General features: G+C 73.2%; 11 protein-coding genes. All 11 read right to left on the bottom strand.

The genetic code is table 11. The features are described 5' to 3' along the window. Positions 1-110: 110 nt before the first annotated feature. Positions 111-1436 carry a pectate lyase family protein gene (locus tag ACYVO2_RS20050; protein WP_461009273.1) on the bottom strand — a complete coding sequence of 442 codons (1326 nt, stop codon included), beginning with the start codon at positions 1434-1436 and terminating at the stop codon, positions 111-113. A 34-nt stretch (positions 1437-1470) separates the two neighbouring features. Continuing rightward, the gene (locus ACYVO2_RS20055; protein WP_461009274.1) at positions 1471-2304 is read right to left on the bottom strand and encodes a rhamnogalacturonan acetylesterase; all 834 of its coding nucleotides are present in this window, start codon (positions 2302-2304) and stop codon (positions 1471-1473) included. Between the two features lie 92 nt (positions 2305-2396). After that, positions 2397-3734, bottom strand: coding sequence for an ABC transporter substrate-binding protein (locus ACYVO2_RS20060; protein WP_461009275.1), 1338 nt, complete (start codon positions 3732-3734; stop codon positions 2397-2399). A gap of 70 nt (positions 3735-3804) precedes the next feature. Further along, on the bottom strand, positions 3805-5820 hold the full coding sequence (locus ACYVO2_RS20065; RefSeq protein WP_461009276.1) for a pectinesterase family protein: 2016 nt from the start codon (positions 5818-5820) through the stop codon (positions 3805-3807). Positions 5821-5927: 107 nt separating this feature from the next. Then, positions 5928-7478: a glycoside hydrolase family 43 protein gene (locus tag ACYVO2_RS20070; protein ID WP_461009277.1), complete on the bottom strand. Its 1551-nt coding sequence runs from the start codon at positions 7476-7478 to the stop codon at positions 5928-5930. After that, positions 7471-8349, bottom strand: coding sequence for a DUF6807 domain-containing protein (locus tag ACYVO2_RS20075; RefSeq protein WP_461009278.1), 879 nt, complete (start codon positions 8347-8349; stop codon positions 7471-7473). Before ACYVO2_RS20075 ends, ACYVO2_RS20070 begins: the two co-directional genes overlap by 8 nt. Further along, entirely contained in the window at positions 8346-9524 is a 1179-nt protein-coding gene (locus tag ACYVO2_RS20080; protein WP_461009279.1) for a Gfo/Idh/MocA family protein, read from the bottom strand. The genes ACYVO2_RS20075 and ACYVO2_RS20080 overlap by 4 nt, the downstream gene beginning before the upstream one ends. A gap of 83 nt (positions 9525-9607) precedes the next feature. After that, positions 9608-10519 (bottom strand): carbohydrate ABC transporter permease, encoded by a 912-nt coding sequence (locus tag ACYVO2_RS20085; protein WP_461009280.1) that lies wholly within the window; start codon positions 10517-10519, stop codon positions 9608-9610. Further along, complete coding sequence (locus ACYVO2_RS20090) at positions 10516-11439, bottom strand: carbohydrate ABC transporter permease (protein ID WP_461009281.1); 924 nt, start codon at positions 11437-11439, stop codon at positions 10516-10518. Before ACYVO2_RS20090 ends, ACYVO2_RS20085 begins: the two co-directional genes overlap by 4 nt. 124 nt (positions 11440-11563) lie before the next feature. Continuing rightward, on the bottom strand, positions 11564-13306 hold the full coding sequence (gene araD / locus ACYVO2_RS20095; protein WP_461009282.1) for an L-arabinonate dehydratase: 1743 nt from the start codon (positions 13304-13306) through the stop codon (positions 11564-11566). A gap of 55 nt (positions 13307-13361) precedes the next feature. Beyond that, a complete protein-coding gene (locus ACYVO2_RS20100) occupies positions 13362-14276 on the bottom strand; it encodes a dihydrodipicolinate synthase family protein (RefSeq protein ID WP_461009283.1) in 915 nt (304 codons plus the stop codon). Positions 14277-14359: the final 83 nt, after the last annotated feature.

The following is a 14359-nucleotide window of genomic DNA, read 5'->3' on the forward strand; positions in this document are numbered from 1 at the left end:
CCCGCTGGGGGCTACGCCCCCAGGCCCCCACGGGTGCTCGTGCGGGGTGCGCCGGGTGGGACGGGAGAGCCTCCGGTGTCCGAGGCCGCGCCCCAGCGCCCCCGCCGTCGTCACTTCGCCTTGTCGGCCCCCGCCTCCCGGGTCACCACCCGCGGTACCGCCCGGGCGTCGTCCACGCGGACGCGCAGGATCGGGGTCCAGCCCGCGTCGCCGGAGAGCTGCTCGTTCGGGGCGTCCGCGTTGTGGGCGGCGAGGAGGTCGGTGAGCCGGCCGTTCACCACGTTGCCCCGGTCGGTGAGGGCGGTGCCCTTCCAGCCCTTGATCACGTCGGCGGGCCGGAACTCGTCGGGCACCTCGAAGGCGTTGGCCTCCGCGTGGAGCTGGGACTCCACACCGATCCCCCAACTGTAGTTGTAGCCGGTGGCGTCGGTGACCAGGAAGTGGTTGTTGTACGCGTCCACCTTGCCGAAGCGCACCCGCGGGGCCCGCTCGCCGACGTCGCGGAACTGGTTGTGGTGCAGGGTGACGCGCAGCTTGCCGCGGTCGCCGGTGGCGCTGTCGCTGTTGCCGATCATCAGCGTCTTGCCGTGGTCGCGGAAGACGTTCCAGGACGCGGTGACCAGGTCGGCGCCGCGCACCACGTCGAACAGGCCGTCGTGCTGCTGGTACAGCCGCCCGAAGTGGCGCGGCTGGGCGTCGTCGGGGCGGCGGCCGTCGGTGAAGGTGTTGTGGTCCACCCACACGTGCGTGGAGCCGTACACGACGAGGTTGTCGTACTCGGAGTTCCACTCGCCGTGGGTGCCGTCGGTGGGGTCCCACTGGGGGAAGCAGTCGTAGGCGTCCTCGAAGGTGAGGTTGCGGATGATGACGTTGTCCGCGCCCCTGACCTGGAGGCTGGCGCCGAGCAGCTTGGCGCCCTCGCCGAGCCCCACCAGGGTGGTGTTGGAGCCCACGCGGAGCTGCACCCGCTCGGCCTGCCGCTTGGCGGAGGCGATCCGGGCGTCCTCCAGCGGCCCGGACGGCTCCGCCTTGCCCCAGGTCGCCGGGTCGTACGCGGCGAGGTAGGCGTCCAGGCCGTAGCCGTCGGTGGCGTAGTCGTCGCAGCTCAGCGGGGTGCCGTCGGCGGCGGTGTTGGCGTCGATGACCCCCTTGACACGGATGATCTTCGGGGTGGGGTCGGCGTTGCCGAGCGCCCTGGCCAGTTCCTCGCGGGTGCGGACGGTGAAGACGTGGGCGTCGTCGGCGGCGGCTCCGCCGGTGGTGCCGCCCTCGGCCGAGGCCCAGCCGTCGCCCGCCGGGAGTGCGGAGCGGCCGAGCGCGGCTCCGGAGGGCGCCGCGGGGGCGGCGGAGGCGGGGGCGGCGGCGAGCACCGCGGCCAGGCAGCCGCCGGCGGCGAGGGCCGCGGCGGCCCTGGTGGGACGGGACGGTCTGCGCATGAGGAAGTACCTCCCGTGAGGGATTGACGTCAGGTCAGGACTCGGGCCAGGTGACGGCGGACTCGGGGATCTCCGCGTCCACGCGGCGCGCGTCGCCGGGGTGCAGCACCCGTGCGGCCAGCAGGCCGCGGACGGCCATGCGGGCGACCTCGATCGCGCCGCGGGCGTTGAAGTGGGTGTTGTCCTGCACGCCGGAGGGGTGGTTGGGGTGCTCGCCGGGCGCGAGGTGCAGGAACAGCTCCCGGGTGCCGTCCGGGCCGAGCTCGTCCCAGCGGGCCAGGCTCGCGGCGTGCACGTCCACCAGCGGGACCCGCAGCTCGGCGGCGAGCTCGCGCATGGCCCGCGGGTACTCCCCCAGGGACGGCGCGGCGCGGCCCTCGGCGTCGAAGCGGCGGCGCTCGACCGAGGTGAGCAGCACCGGCCGGGCGCGGCGCGCGCGGGCGCCGGTGACGTAGCGGGTCAGGTGGTCCTGGTAGGTGGTGTACGGGTCGGTGCCGCGCTCGTCGGTCTTCTGGTCGTTGTGCCCGAACTGGGTGAACAGCCAGTCGCCGGGGCGCAGCGCGTCCAGGATCGGGTCGAGCGCGTCGAGTTGCTCGATGAAGCTGCGGGAGCTGGCGCCGTTGACGGCGTGGTTGCTCACCCGCAGGTGGTCGCGCAGGAACAGCGGCAGCACCTGGCCCCAGCCGGTCTCGGGGGCCTTGCCCGCGAGCTTGGTGGCGGCGGTGGAGTCCCCGGCGATGTGGATGGTGCGCGGCGGGGAGGGGCGGGGGCCGGACGCGTGGGCGGCGGGGGCGGCGGCGAACGCCAGCGGCAGTCCCGCGACCGCGGCGGCCGCTCTTCTGCGGCTCAGTGGGGGGTGGTCGGACATGGGCGGCCCTGTCTTCCGTGGCGGGCGGGGAACGTGCGGGTGGGGGGAGCGGCCGGTGGCGCGGTGCGCGCCACCGGCCGCGCGGGGCCGGGTCAGCCCTGCTGCTCCTTCCACTCCTTCTGGGCCGCCTCGATCTTCTCGGCGAGGGTGTCGCAGAACTCCTTGGCGCTCATGTCGCCGAGCATGACCTTCTGGAACGACGGCTCCATCTCCGCCTTGCTGATGTTGTTCCAGTCGGGCAGGTAGTACGGAAGCTGGACGACCTTGGTCTTCGGGTCGTTGACGGACTCCATGGCGGACTTCACCGGCGCGGCCTCGTTGATCCAGGCGTCCTGGGCGGCCTCGGTGTTGGCCGGGATCGCGCCGGCCTCCTGGTTCCAGAGGCTGTTCATCTCCTTCGACGCGGCGAACTCGATGAACTTCCAGGCGGCGGCCTTGTTCTTGCCGCTCTTGAACAGGCCGAGGCCGTCGACCGGGTTGGAGACGATGGTGCGGGCGCCGCCGTCGGTGGAGGGCGGCAGCGGGATGCCCGCGACCTTGTCCTTGCCGAACGCCTTGACGTGGTCGGTGTAGGAGCCCAGGTTGTGCTGGAGCATGCCGATCTGGCCGTTGTCGAACTGGGCGACCATCTTGGTGAAGTCGTTGTTCAGGTCGGCCGCCGGGGTGGCCTTCTTGTACAGGCCGACGTACTTCTCCAGCGCCTCGACGTTCTTCGGGTCGTTGACGGTGGTCTTGTCGCCCTTCCAGAAGGTGTCGATGCCGGACTGCGCGTACATCATGTCCAGGGCCTGGGCGATGGACCCGGCGCCGCCGCGGATGGTGAAGCCGAACTTGTTCTTCTTGGCGTCGGTGAGCTTCTCGGCCGCGGTGTAGAAGTCGTTCCAGGTGTGGGGCGGCGCGAGGCCGGCCTGCTCGAACAGGTCGGTGCGGTACCACAGGGTGCCCTGGTTGGCGGAGGTCGGCACGGAGAACAGCTCGCTCTCCTCGCCGCCCGCCGACTTCACGCTCTCCACGAAGTTCTGCGACAGCTTGCCCTTCAGCGGTCCCGACTCGATCCGGTCGGTGACCGGGTCGAGGGCGCCCTGGGCGACCAGGTTGGCCAGGTAGGCGGTGCCCACGCCGCCGACGTCCGGCAGGCCGCCGCCCGCGATGGCGGTGTCGTACTTGGACTGGACCTCGGTGATCGGCACGGGCACGTACTCGACCTGGATGTCCGGGTTCTTCTTCTCGAACTCGGCGATGATCTTCTTCCAGACGGCGGTGCGCGGACCTCCGTTGTTGTCCCAGAAGACGATCTTGCCCTTGCCCTCGCCCTCCTCGCCGGAGCCGCCGCCGTCGTCCCCGCAGGCGGTGGCGGTCAGGGCGAGACAGGCGGCCGCGGCGACGGCGGCGGTGAGACGGGCTCTGCGGCGGGCGGATGTCGGTGACATGGTCGGTGCGACTCCTTTGTCGGTCGTGCGTGGAACGGGAAGGATCGGGTGCGGCGGAAGCGTCGGGGCGTCAGCGCCGGTGCGGTGCCCAGTTGTCGGTGCCCGCGAGGTAGTCGGCGACCTCGTGCCGGGTCGCGTCGGCGTCGCTCATCTGCGGCCGGTCGGGGGTGACGGCGGCGCCGGGGCCGTGGTTGCGGTACTCGGCGAGGCGGGCGTCCCGCCAGGAGAAGCCGCTCATGTCCGTCCACGGCGCGGCCGCGATGGCGGCGGGCAGCTCCGTGTCCCGGATGAGCACCTGGGCGACGGCGTCGGGGTTGCCGCCGGGGTGCCAGGGCCGGCCCAGGTGGAACGTTCCGTCGGGCGCGTCGCTGACGACCCGGCTGCGGTTGATCAGGAAGCCGTAGGGGTTCTCCTTCCAGGTGCTGGCCGCGGTGATCCAGCCGTTGTTGGTGGTGCTGCCGCGGCTGAGCGCCCGGATCAGGCTGCGGTCGACCACGGTGGTGGCGCGGCCGTAGATGAAGTCCACGTCGCCCTCGATGTGGGCGTCGCGGATGTAGACGCGGCTGATCTCGGTGAGCGCCGGGCTGTCCGTCATCAGCGTGTCCTGGTTGCCCTTGAAGGCGGTGTTCTCGAAGACGATCCGGTCGCCGAAGGTCTTCACGGCGAGCGCCTGTCGGGCGGAGATCTCGGGGTGGGCGGCCTCGTCGAAGTCGTTGACGAAGGTGAGGTTGCGGGCGGTGAAGTCGTCGGCGCGCACCAGCACCGTGGCGCTGCCGGTGGAGCCGGCGGTGCCGCCGCCGGGCAGCGGGGCGCCGGCCGGGGTGTCGTGGACGATCACCGTGTCGTCGCGGCGGCGGCCCTCTCCGACGAGGGACAGGGGCGGCCTGTCCGCGGGCACCACCACCTTCTCCCGGTAGGTGCCGGGCGCGACGCGGATGACGGCCCGCCCGGTGTGGCCGGGCCGGATCGCGTCCACGGCGGCCTGCACGGTGGTGTGGTCGCCCGAGCCGTCGGCGGCCACCCGGAGCACGGTGGTGGCGCCGATGCCGCTCTGCACGCCCGCGTGCTTCCGCAGCAGGGCGGGCACGGCGCGGGCGGGGTCGGCCCGGTAGGGGTAGAAGTCGCGCGGGTCGAAGGCGGTGCCGCGCTCGTCGTGGCGTCCGGTGGTGCCGCGCAGCACGCTGCCGCGCTGGACGAGCTCGGCGGTCTCGTCGGCCTGGTAGGGGTGGCGGATCCCGTCGTAGTAGCTGTTCTCGATCACCATGCGGGTGCGGCCGCGGGACCAGTTGCCGTACGTCCACACCGGGTCGTCGTCGGCGTGCTGGCCGGAGAGGTGGTTGTTGTACAGGTGCGCGTGCGCGGCGTTGTCGATGACGGGGCTGCGCTGCTTGATGCCGTGGAACCAGTTGTGGTGGACGGTGATGTCGGTGGCGGTGTTGGGGGTCCAGCCGACGCCGAACGCCTTGTTGTGGTCCTTGAAGACGTTCCAGGAGACGGTGACGTTGGTGCTGTCCTTGCGGATGTCCAGCAGGCCGTCGCCCGCGCGGGTGAAGGTGTTGTGGTCGATCCACACGTGGTGGACGGAGTCCATCTGGATGCCGTCGAAGTCCTGGGTCTTGCCGTCCCAGTCGCCCTCGACGTAGGTGTCCCGGATGGTGAGGTTGCGGATGATCACGTTGTGGGTGCCGGGTTCGAGCCGCAGCCCGCCGTGGACGATCTCGCCTGCGGTGCCGACGCCGACGATGGTCTTGTCGGAGGCGACGGTGATCTCCGTGCCGAACGGCGCCACGTCGATGGCGGCCGCCACCCGGATGACGTAGGGCTCGGCGGCCGAGGCGTACCTGGCCAGTTGCTCCTGCGTGGTGACGGTGACGACGTCGCCGCCCCGGCCCCCGGTGGTGCCGTTCTGGCCGAGGGCGGCGACGGAGGCGAAGCCGTCGGCGGCCTCGGCGTGGCGGGGGCCCGCCGCGGGGGCGGTCCGCTCGGCGGGGGCCGCGGCCGCGGCGGGTGCGGGCGCGGTGAGCAGGGCGGCCGCGAGCGCGGCGGCGGCCGTCGCCGCCACATGGGGTGTTCTCGTCGTGATCATGCCAATGGGTCCGGTACCGCGGTAGGACATCGCGGCTCCTCGCTTGCTCGGTGCGGGTGGCGGGGTCGGTGCGGGCGGGTCGGGTGGGGCGGGTGCGGCCGGGGGCCTCAGGCGTCCGGGTCGGGGGTGACGTGGAAGGCGTTGAACTCGGCGGTCCCCGCCGGGCCCGCGCCCTCGGGGGCGGTGGCGAACAGGCCGAGCAGCGCACCGACCCAGCGCCAGGGCGTGGCGACGAACACCTGCCCCGACGGCTGCCAGCCGCGCCCGTCCCCGGTGTCGGCGGCGAACCGGCACCTGGCGCCCGCGGTCACCTCCACCCGCAGCCGGGCCCGTCCCTCGGGCGCGGCCCTGGGGTGCTCGGCCTCCCGCTCCGCCTCGGCGACGCCCTCCCCGAAGCGGTGCACCAGGCGCGTGGCGGTGCCGTCGAACTCCAGGCCGATCCAACTGAAGGCGTCGCCCAGCACCACCAGGCCCGCCTTCGCCCCGGGCGTCGCGGAGTCCAGGGTGAGCTGCACGGTGGCGGTGAAGACCTCCGCGGGCAGCCGCTGCACCAGGATGTTCGGCAGCTTGCGCGGGTCGTGCGCGTCGGGTGTGCGGTGGCAGGCCAGGCGCAGGCCCTCGCTGTCGTGGCTGCCCGCCCACCCCGGGTGCGGGTTGGCGGTCCAGGACCACTGGTGGCCGAACGCGCCGCCGGGGAAGTCGTCGTCCACCGCGGGCGCGGTCACCGGCCGCGGCTCCGCCTCGGGCTTGGGGTGGGCCGCCACCGGTTCGCCTTCGTCGCCCATCACCGGCCACCCCTCCTCGTCCCAGCGCATCGGCTGGAGGTGGACGACGCGGCCGTAGGCGCCGCGGTGCTGGAAGTGCAGGAACCAGTCCTCGCCCGCGGAGGTGGTCACCCAGGCGCCCTGGTGGGGGCCGTTGACGTCGGTGGCGCCCTGCTGGAGGACGATCCGCTCCTCGTAGGGGCCGAAGAAGTCCCGGGAGCGGAAGGCGCCCTGCCAGCCGGTCTCCACGCTCCCGGCCGGGGCGAGGATCCAGTACCAGCCGTCCCGCCGGTACAGCTTGGGGCCCTCCAGGGTGAACCAGCCCGGCAGCGCGTCGCCGTCCACCACGACGCGGCCCTCGTCGAGCAGTTCGCGGGCGTCGGGGCTCATCCGGTGGCCGGTGAGGCGGTTCTTGATCCCGGAGCGCGACTTGGCCCAGCCGTGCACCAGGTAGGCGTTGCCGTCCTCGTCCCACAGCGGGCACGGGTCGATCAGGCCCTTGCCCGCCTTGAGCAGGTGCGGCCTGGTCCACGGGCCGCGCGGGTCGGCGGCGCTGATCTGCTGGATCCCGAAGTCGGGGTCGCCCCAGAAGATCCAGAACCGGCCGCCGTGGTGGCGGATGGAGGGCGCCCACACCCCGCAGTCGTGGCGGGGCTCGGCGAAGGTCTCCTCCGGCTCCAGGCGCTCCAGCGCGTGGCCGACGATCTCCCAGTTGACCAGGTCGCGGGAGTGCAGCAGCGGCAGGCCGGGGGCGCGGCCGAAGCTGGAGGCGGTCAGCCAGTAGTCGTCGCCGACGCGGATGGCGTCGGGGTCGGACCAGTCGGCGTTCAGCACCGGGTTGCGGTAGGTGCCGTCGCCCCGGTCGGCGGTCCAGGGGAGCCGTCGCTCAGACATGGTCGGTCCTCACGTCGAGGTGGTCGGTGACGAGCCGTGCCACGGCGGCCCGGTCCAGGCGGCCGTCGGCGACCGCGGTCACGATCCGCCGGGTGACGGCGCCGGCCGCGGGCACCGGCAGCCGCCGCTCCCAGGCCAGGCAGGAGCCGACACCGGGGTACTCCTTGGTGCGCACGAACCACGGGTCGCGGCCGGTGGCCTCGTCCCCCGCGGTGAACACCAGCGTCCAGGCCGGGGCGGCCAGGGCCAGCCACGGCGCGGGGCGGCCGTGCACGGCCTCCTCCCCCTCGGCGTCCGCGGTGAACACCTCGGGCGGCTCGGCGCCGAGCGGCGCCCGCCAGAAGAACCCGCCGTACCCGGCGCCGGGCCGGCCGTTGGTGGCCGGGCTGCCGATGCTCAGGTCGGCGCCGGAGGTGTTGGTGAGGCGGAAGGCGAGGTCCAGCGCCCACGCCGTCCCGGTGAGGGGCCGCACGGCGACGGTGCGCCGCTCGCGCAGCAGCTCGCCGCCGGGCAGCTCCCGCCCGTCGGGCGTGGCGGCCGGGTCCGCCGTCCAGGACAGCTCCTCGGTGAAGCCGTCCGCCGAGGCGTCCACCAGGCGCACCCTGGTCTGCCTGCCGTGGTTGGCCAGCTCGGTGGGCCCCCGGTCCCGCACATAGGTGCGCCCGCCCCAGAAGTTGCGGCCGGCCACGTCGGGCACGGCGAGGCTGACGCCCAGGTGGTGCAGGTGGTCGGCGGGCCGGGTCTCGGTGACCCGGGTGCCGGCGAGGGTGCGCACCGGGTGCAGACAGGGGCGCGGCGAGAGCCGCTCCGGCAGGCCGGGCTCCTCGGTGTACCAGGCGACGGCCGTCTCCCCGCAGCGCAGAGGGTTCACCGGGCCTCCTCCCCCACGGCGGCGCGCACGGCCCAGGGGGCGCCCAGCTCGGAGTACGTCGCCAGGCGCTCGGCGCTGGCCGCGACCAGGTCGTCCACGCCCGGCACCACGCGGCGCGGGGCGCGCTCGCCCGGCTCGGTGCGCCAGGCGCCGCCGGGCAGCGGCACCGGGTCGGGCGCGGTGCGCACCGCCTCCACGACCCGCATGAAGGCGCCGGTCGCGGCCGGGGGCACCAGCAGTTCGGTGCCGTCGCGCAGGTGGTCGAGCAGGTTCTCCAGCAGGTCGGTGCGCGGGTGGGTGGCGGTGACCGGCTCGGCGCCGTCGCACTCCACCCGGACGCGGTCCTGCTTGTACCACAGCACCACCCGGCCCCGCTCGCCGTGGACGACGACGTACGGGTCGCTGTTGCGCTCGGCGCACAGGGTGGCGGCGACGGTGACGACCCCGCCGCGGGTGGTGCGCACCCGCACGCAGGAGGTGTCGTCGGCCTCGATGGGGTTGGCGCGGAACAGTTCCAGCTCGACCTCGGCGACGTCCTCCGCGCGGTCGCCGCCGTCCAGGCGCAGTGCGGTGGCCAGGGCGTGGGCGAGCGGGTTGGTGAGGACGCCGTCCACGACGTCGGTGCCGCCCAGGCGCCGCCGGCCCGACCAGGCGGCCCTGGCCCAGTAGGCGTCGTCGCGCACCCAGGCCCCGGCCGCGCCGATGCCCCGCACCCGCCCGATCCGGCCCTCGGCGACGATCTCCCGCACGGCGGTGATGGCGTGCGAGCCGAGCGACTGGAAGCCGATCTGGCAGGCCGCCCCGGCCGCCGCGACGCCTTCGGCCATCTCCCGGTAGGAGGCGAACGAGGGCGCGGGCGGCTTCTCCAGCAGGACGTGCGAGCCGGCGCGGGCCGCGGTCAGGGCGAGCGGGGTGTGGGTGTGGATGGGGGTGCACACGATCGTCACGCCCGCGCCGGTGCGCGCCAGCAGGTCGGCCAGGTCGGTGGACTGCCGCACGGAGGCGGCGGCGGCCCCGGCCAGACCCGCCTCCGCCAGCTCGGCCTCGGACAGCGGCACCAGCTCGCACACGCCCGCGAGGACGGCTCGCCCGGCCCTGGCCAGGCGCAGCACGTTCTCCAGGTGCCAGCGGCCGTGGCCGCGGGCTCCGGCGAGCACGACGGGTATCGGTTCCATGGGCGGCGTCTCTCCTCCTGACAGTGCTTCGCCGACGGCTGCGCCGGCGGCCTGGCGGGGCCTTGTGGGTCGGGCGCGGCCGGTCAGCCCTTGACGGCTCCCGCGCTGAATCCGGCGATGAGCCACTTCTGGATGAAGGCGAACACGATGACCACGGGCACCGCGGCGACCACGCCGCCCGCGGCGAGGGTGCCGAGGTCCACGCTCTCGGCGCCGATGGTGTAGCTCAGCCCGACGGGGATCGTGTACTTCTCCTGCGAGTTGAGGAACATCAGCGCGAACAGGAAGTGGTTCCAACTGTGCACGAAGGCGAAGGAGCCCACCGCGATCAGGCCGGGCCGCAGCAGCGGCAGCACCACCGCGCAGAAGGCCCGGAAGCGCCCGCAGCCGTCCACCCACGCGGCCTCCTCCAGCTCGGCGGGCACGTTCCTGATGAACCCGCTGATGAGGATGAGGGAGAGCGGCAACTGGAAGACGGTCTCCGCGATGATCACGCTCCACAGGGAGTTGATCAGGTTCAGGTTGCGGAAGATCTCGAACAGCGGGACCAGCATCAGCGCGCCCGGCACGAACTGCGAGCACAGCAGCGCCAGCATGAACCCGCGCTTGAGGCGGAAGTTGAACCTGGCCAGCGCGTAGCCGCCGGCGAGCGCGACCACGGTGGTGGTGACCAGCGAGACGGCGCCCACGATCAGGCTGTTCTTGAAGAAGATGTCGAACCCGTTCTCGTTCCACACCTTGTCGAAGTGCTCGGTGGTCGCCGGCCACGGCACCAGCGAGGTGGAGCCGGTGGGCCGCAGCGCGAACAGCAGCATCCAGTAGAACGGGATGAGCGTGAACAGCAGGTACAGGCCCAGCGGCAGGAAGACCTGCCAGCGCGGCACCCGGTCGTGGATGCCCCGCTTGGGCCGCTTGGTCCTCGGCGGCGCGGCCCCGTCCGCGGAGCGGGTGTGCGGCGTGGGCGAGGTTCCCTGTGGGGAGACGGCGGTGGTCATGAGCGGTCGCCTCCGAACTTGCTGAGCCGCAGATAGAGAATCGAGCAGAACAGGAGGATCACGAAGGCGACGGTGGTCAGCGCCGAGGCGTAGCCGAAGTCGTGGCCCTCCACGCCGGTGTTGGCGACGTACAGCGGCAGCGTGGTGGTCTGGCCCGCGGGTCCGCCGCCGGTGAGGGTGTAGAGCAGGTCCACGTTGTTGAACTCCCACACCGCGCGCAGCAGGGTGGACAGGATGATCGCGTCCTTCAGGTGCGGCAGGGTGATGTGGAAGAACTGCCGCATCCGGCCCGCGCCGTCCACCGACGCCGCCTCGTACAGGTCCTTGGGGATGGACTGGAGGTCGGCGAGGATGAGGATGGCGAAGAACGGCACGCCGCGCCACAGCTCGGCGAGGACCGCGGCGGGGAAGACGGTGTCGGGGTCCGACAGCCACGAGGTGCCGTAGGAGCCGATCCCGGCGTCCGCCAGGTACTTGCCGACGCCGGTGGACGGGTTGTAGAGCAGCAGCCAGATCGTCGTGGTGAGCACGCCGGAGACCGCCCACGGCGAGAACACCAGGGCGCGGGCGACGCCGCGGCCGACGAAGGTCTGGTTGACCAGCAGGGCCAGGGCCAGGCCGAGCAGGAGTTGCAGCCCGACCTCGACCACGACCCACTTCGCGCTGAATGCCAGGCTGTCCCAGAACAGCGGGTCGTCGGTGAAGATGCGGGTGAAGTTGTCGAAGCCCGCGTAGCCGTTCCGCCAGGGCTTGGTCGGGTTGTAGTCCTGGAGGCTGTAGTAGAAGACGCTGAGCATCGGGTAGGCGATGAAGCCCAGCATCAGCAGCACGGCTGGGGAGATCAGCAGATACGGGAGGCGTGACCCGCTTGTCCTCCGGCGGCGGTTGCGCCGGGGTTCCTTCGCCACGGCGATGGCCATGACCGCTCCTGTCGATCGGGATGGGCTGCACGGAAGGCACGTGCCGAACGGTGTCGGCGCACCGGTGGCGGCCGTGTCCGCACCGGCTGGTGTCCGGGCTGTGGGTGGTCCTCGGTTCGGGCCGTCAGCCCGCGTAGGGCTCGGGCACCTCGCCGGGCCGGGCGAGGAAGCGGAAGTCGCAGCCGGTGTCCGCCTGCGTCATCTGCTCCTGGTACAGGGCGCCGTAGCCGCGCTGGTAGCGCGGGGCCGGCGGCTTCCACCGCTCGCGGCGGCGGGCGAGCTCGGCGTCGTCCACCTCCAGGCGCAGCACCCGCGCGCCCACGTCCAGCGTGATCAGGTCGCCGGTCTCGACGAGGGCGAGCGGTCCGCCGACGTGGCTCTCGGGTGCCACGTGCAGCACGCACGCGCCGTAGGAGGTGCCGCTCATCCGGGCGTCGGAGATCCGCACCATGTCCCGCACGCCCTGCTTGAGCAGGTGGTCGGGGATGGGCAGCATGCCGTACTCGGGCATGCCCGGGCCGCCCAGCGGGCCCGAGCCGCGCAGGACCAGCACCGTGTCCCGGGTGATGCCGAGGTCCGGGTCGTTGATGCGGTCCTGCATCTGCCGGTAGTCGTCGAAGACCACGGCCGGCCCGGTGTGCTTCAGCAGGTGCTGCTCGGCGGCGATGTGCTTGATGACGGCGCCGTCCGGGGCGAGGTTGCCGCGCAGCACCGCCACCCCGCCCTCCGGCGCGACCGGGTTGTCCAGGGGGCGGATCACGTCGTCGTCGTGCACCAGCGCGCCGGCGAGCTGCTCGCGCAGGGTGCGGTGGGCGACCGTGGGCCGGTCCAGGTGCAGATGGGCCTCGCCCAGCCTGGCCAGCAGCCCGGGCAGCCCGCCCGCGTAGTGGAAGTCCTCCATCAGGTGCTTCTCGCCGCCCGGGCGGACGTTGGCCAGCACCGGGACGCGGCGGGCGATCCGGTCGAAGTCGTCCAGGGTGAGGGTGACGCCGCAGCGGCCGGCCATGGCGATGAGGTGGATGACGGCGTTGGTGGAGCCGCCCAGCGACAGCACGGTGGCCACCGCGTCCTCGTACGCCTCGCGGGTGAGCAGCTTGTCCGGGGTGAGGTCCGCCCACACCAGGTCCACGATCCGCATCCCGGCGGCCGCCGCCATCCGCGAGTGGGCGGAGTCCACGGCCGGGATGGAGGAGGCGCCCGGCATGGTGATGCCCAGGGCCTCGGCGGCCGCGGTCATGGTGGAGGCGGTGCCCATGGTCATGCAGTGGCCGGGGGAACGCGCCAAACCGCACTCCAGTTCGGCGAGTTCGCAGTCCCCGATGAGCCCGGCGCGGCGGTCGTCCCAGTACTTCCACATGTCGGTGCCGCTGCCGAGGGTCCGGCCGCGCCAGTGGCCGCGCAGCATGGGCCCGGCGGGCACGAAGACGGCGGGCAGGTTCGCGGACGCGGCGCCCATCAGCAGGGCCGGGGTGGTCTTGTCGCAGCCGCCCATCAGCACCGCGCCGTCCACCGGGTAGGAGCGCAGCAGCTCCTCCGTCTCCATGGCCAGCAGGTTCCGGTACAGCATGGGGGTCGGCTTCTGGAACGTCTCGGACAGCGTCGCCACCGGGAACTCCAGCGGGAAGCCGCCCGCCTGCCACACGCCGCGCTTGACCGCCTCGGCGCGCTCGCGCAGGTGGCTGTGGCAGGGGTTGATGTCGCTCCAGGTGTTCAGGATCGCGACGACCGGCTTGCCCAGGTGCTCCTCGGGCAGGTACCCGAGCTGCCGGGTGCGCGCCCGGTGGCTGAAGGTGCGCAGGCCCTCGGCGCCGTACCAGCGGTGGCTGCGCAGGTCTTCGGGGGCCTTGCGGTTGTCGGGGTGCTGCATGGCGTTGGTTGCCTTCCGTGTCGTCCCTGACCGGCGGCCATCGGGGAGGGTGGAGTCAGGACCGCTGGGACAGGTCCCAGCCCGCGAGGAGGGCGGCGACCCGCTCGCGCCGGGCCTCGGACAGGGCGCGGCTCGGCGGCCGCACGTCGCGGCGGCACAGGCCGAGTGCGGCCAGCGCCTCCTTGACGACGGTGACGTTGTCGGCGGACTGCCGCTCGGCGCGCATCTCCTCGAACGTCCTGATCTGCTCCCACACCTTCATCGCGGCCGGGAGGTCCCCGGCGCGCAGCGCGTCGAGCATGCCCAGGGAGATGCGCGGGGCGACGTTGACCAGACCCGAGGTGAAGCCGGTCGCGCCCATCGCCCAGTAGCCCGGCGCGTACAGCTCGGCCAGGCCCGCGATCCACACGAACCGGTCGAGCCCGGCGTCGCGGGCCACCGCGGCGAAGCGGGTCACGTCGGGGACCGCGTACTTCACGCCCAGGACGTTCGGGCACAGCTCGCCGAGCCTGGCGATGTGCTCGCCGTCGATCAGCGGGTTGCGCACGTACGGCACGACGCCGAGCTCCGGCACGGCCTCCGCGATCGCCCGGTGGTAGTCCACCCAGCCGTCCGGGGCGACGTAGGGGTGGACCGGCTGGTGCACCATCACCATTCCCGCGCCGCACTCGCGGGCGTGCCGGGCGGCGGCGACCGCGGTCGGCAGGTCGTGGCCCACCCCGACCAGCACGGCGGCGGTGTCGCCCACCTCGGCGGCGGTCTCCTCCACCACCAGGCGGCGCTCGGCCGGGGCGAGGGCGTAGAACTCGCCGGTGTTGCCGTTGGGGGTGACGGTCTTGACTCCGGCGTCGGTGAGCCGGCGGAGCAGGGCGCGGAAGGCGTCCCGGTCCACGCCGCCTTCGGCGTCGAACGGGGTCACCGGAATCGCGACGACATCGGCCAGCGCTGCCGTCAGCGGTGCGAATGACATGCGGTCCGCCCTTCGAGGGGGTCAGGGGTGGTGAGTGCGGGGGGTGGCTGGAATGACGGGCGCGCGGAGGGGTCCCCTCGCTC

The organism is Streptomyces capparidis (assembly GCF_054782095.1).

Bases quoted from the DNA above. Each gene is read 5' to 3' on its own strand.
- ACYVO2_RS20070 (WP_461009277.1), bottom strand. From the start codon at position 7,478: ATGTCTGAGCGACGGCTCCCCTGGACCGCCGACCGGGGCGACGGCACC.
- araD (WP_461009282.1), bottom strand. From the start codon at position 13,306: ATGCAGCACCCCGACAACCGCAAGGCCCCCGAAGACCTGCGCAGCCAC.
- ACYVO2_RS20080 (WP_461009279.1), bottom strand. From the start codon at position 9,524: ATGGAACCGATACCCGTCGTGCTCGCCGGAGCCCGCGGCCACGGCCGC.
- ACYVO2_RS20090 (WP_461009281.1), bottom strand. From the start codon at position 11,439: ATGGCCATCGCCGTGGCGAAGGAACCCCGGCGCAACCGCCGCCGGAGG.
- ACYVO2_RS20060 (WP_461009275.1), bottom strand. From the start codon at position 3,734: ATGTCACCGACATCCGCCCGCCGCAGAGCCCGTCTCACCGCCGCCGTC.
- ACYVO2_RS20055 (WP_461009274.1), bottom strand. From the start codon at position 2,304: ATGTCCGACCACCCCCCACTGAGCCGCAGAAGAGCGGCCGCCGCGGTC.
- ACYVO2_RS20100 (WP_461009283.1), bottom strand. From the start codon at position 14,276: ATGTCATTCGCACCGCTGACGGCAGCGCTGGCCGATGTCGTCGCGATT.
- ACYVO2_RS20085 (WP_461009280.1), bottom strand. From the start codon at position 10,519: ATGACCACCGCCGTCTCCCCACAGGGAACCTCGCCCACGCCGCACACC.
- ACYVO2_RS20065 (WP_461009276.1), bottom strand. From the start codon at position 5,820: ATGATCACGACGAGAACACCCCATGTGGCGGCGACGGCCGCCGCCGCG.
- ACYVO2_RS20050 (WP_461009273.1), bottom strand. From the start codon at position 1,436: ATGCGCAGACCGTCCCGTCCCACCAGGGCCGCCGCGGCCCTCGCCGCC.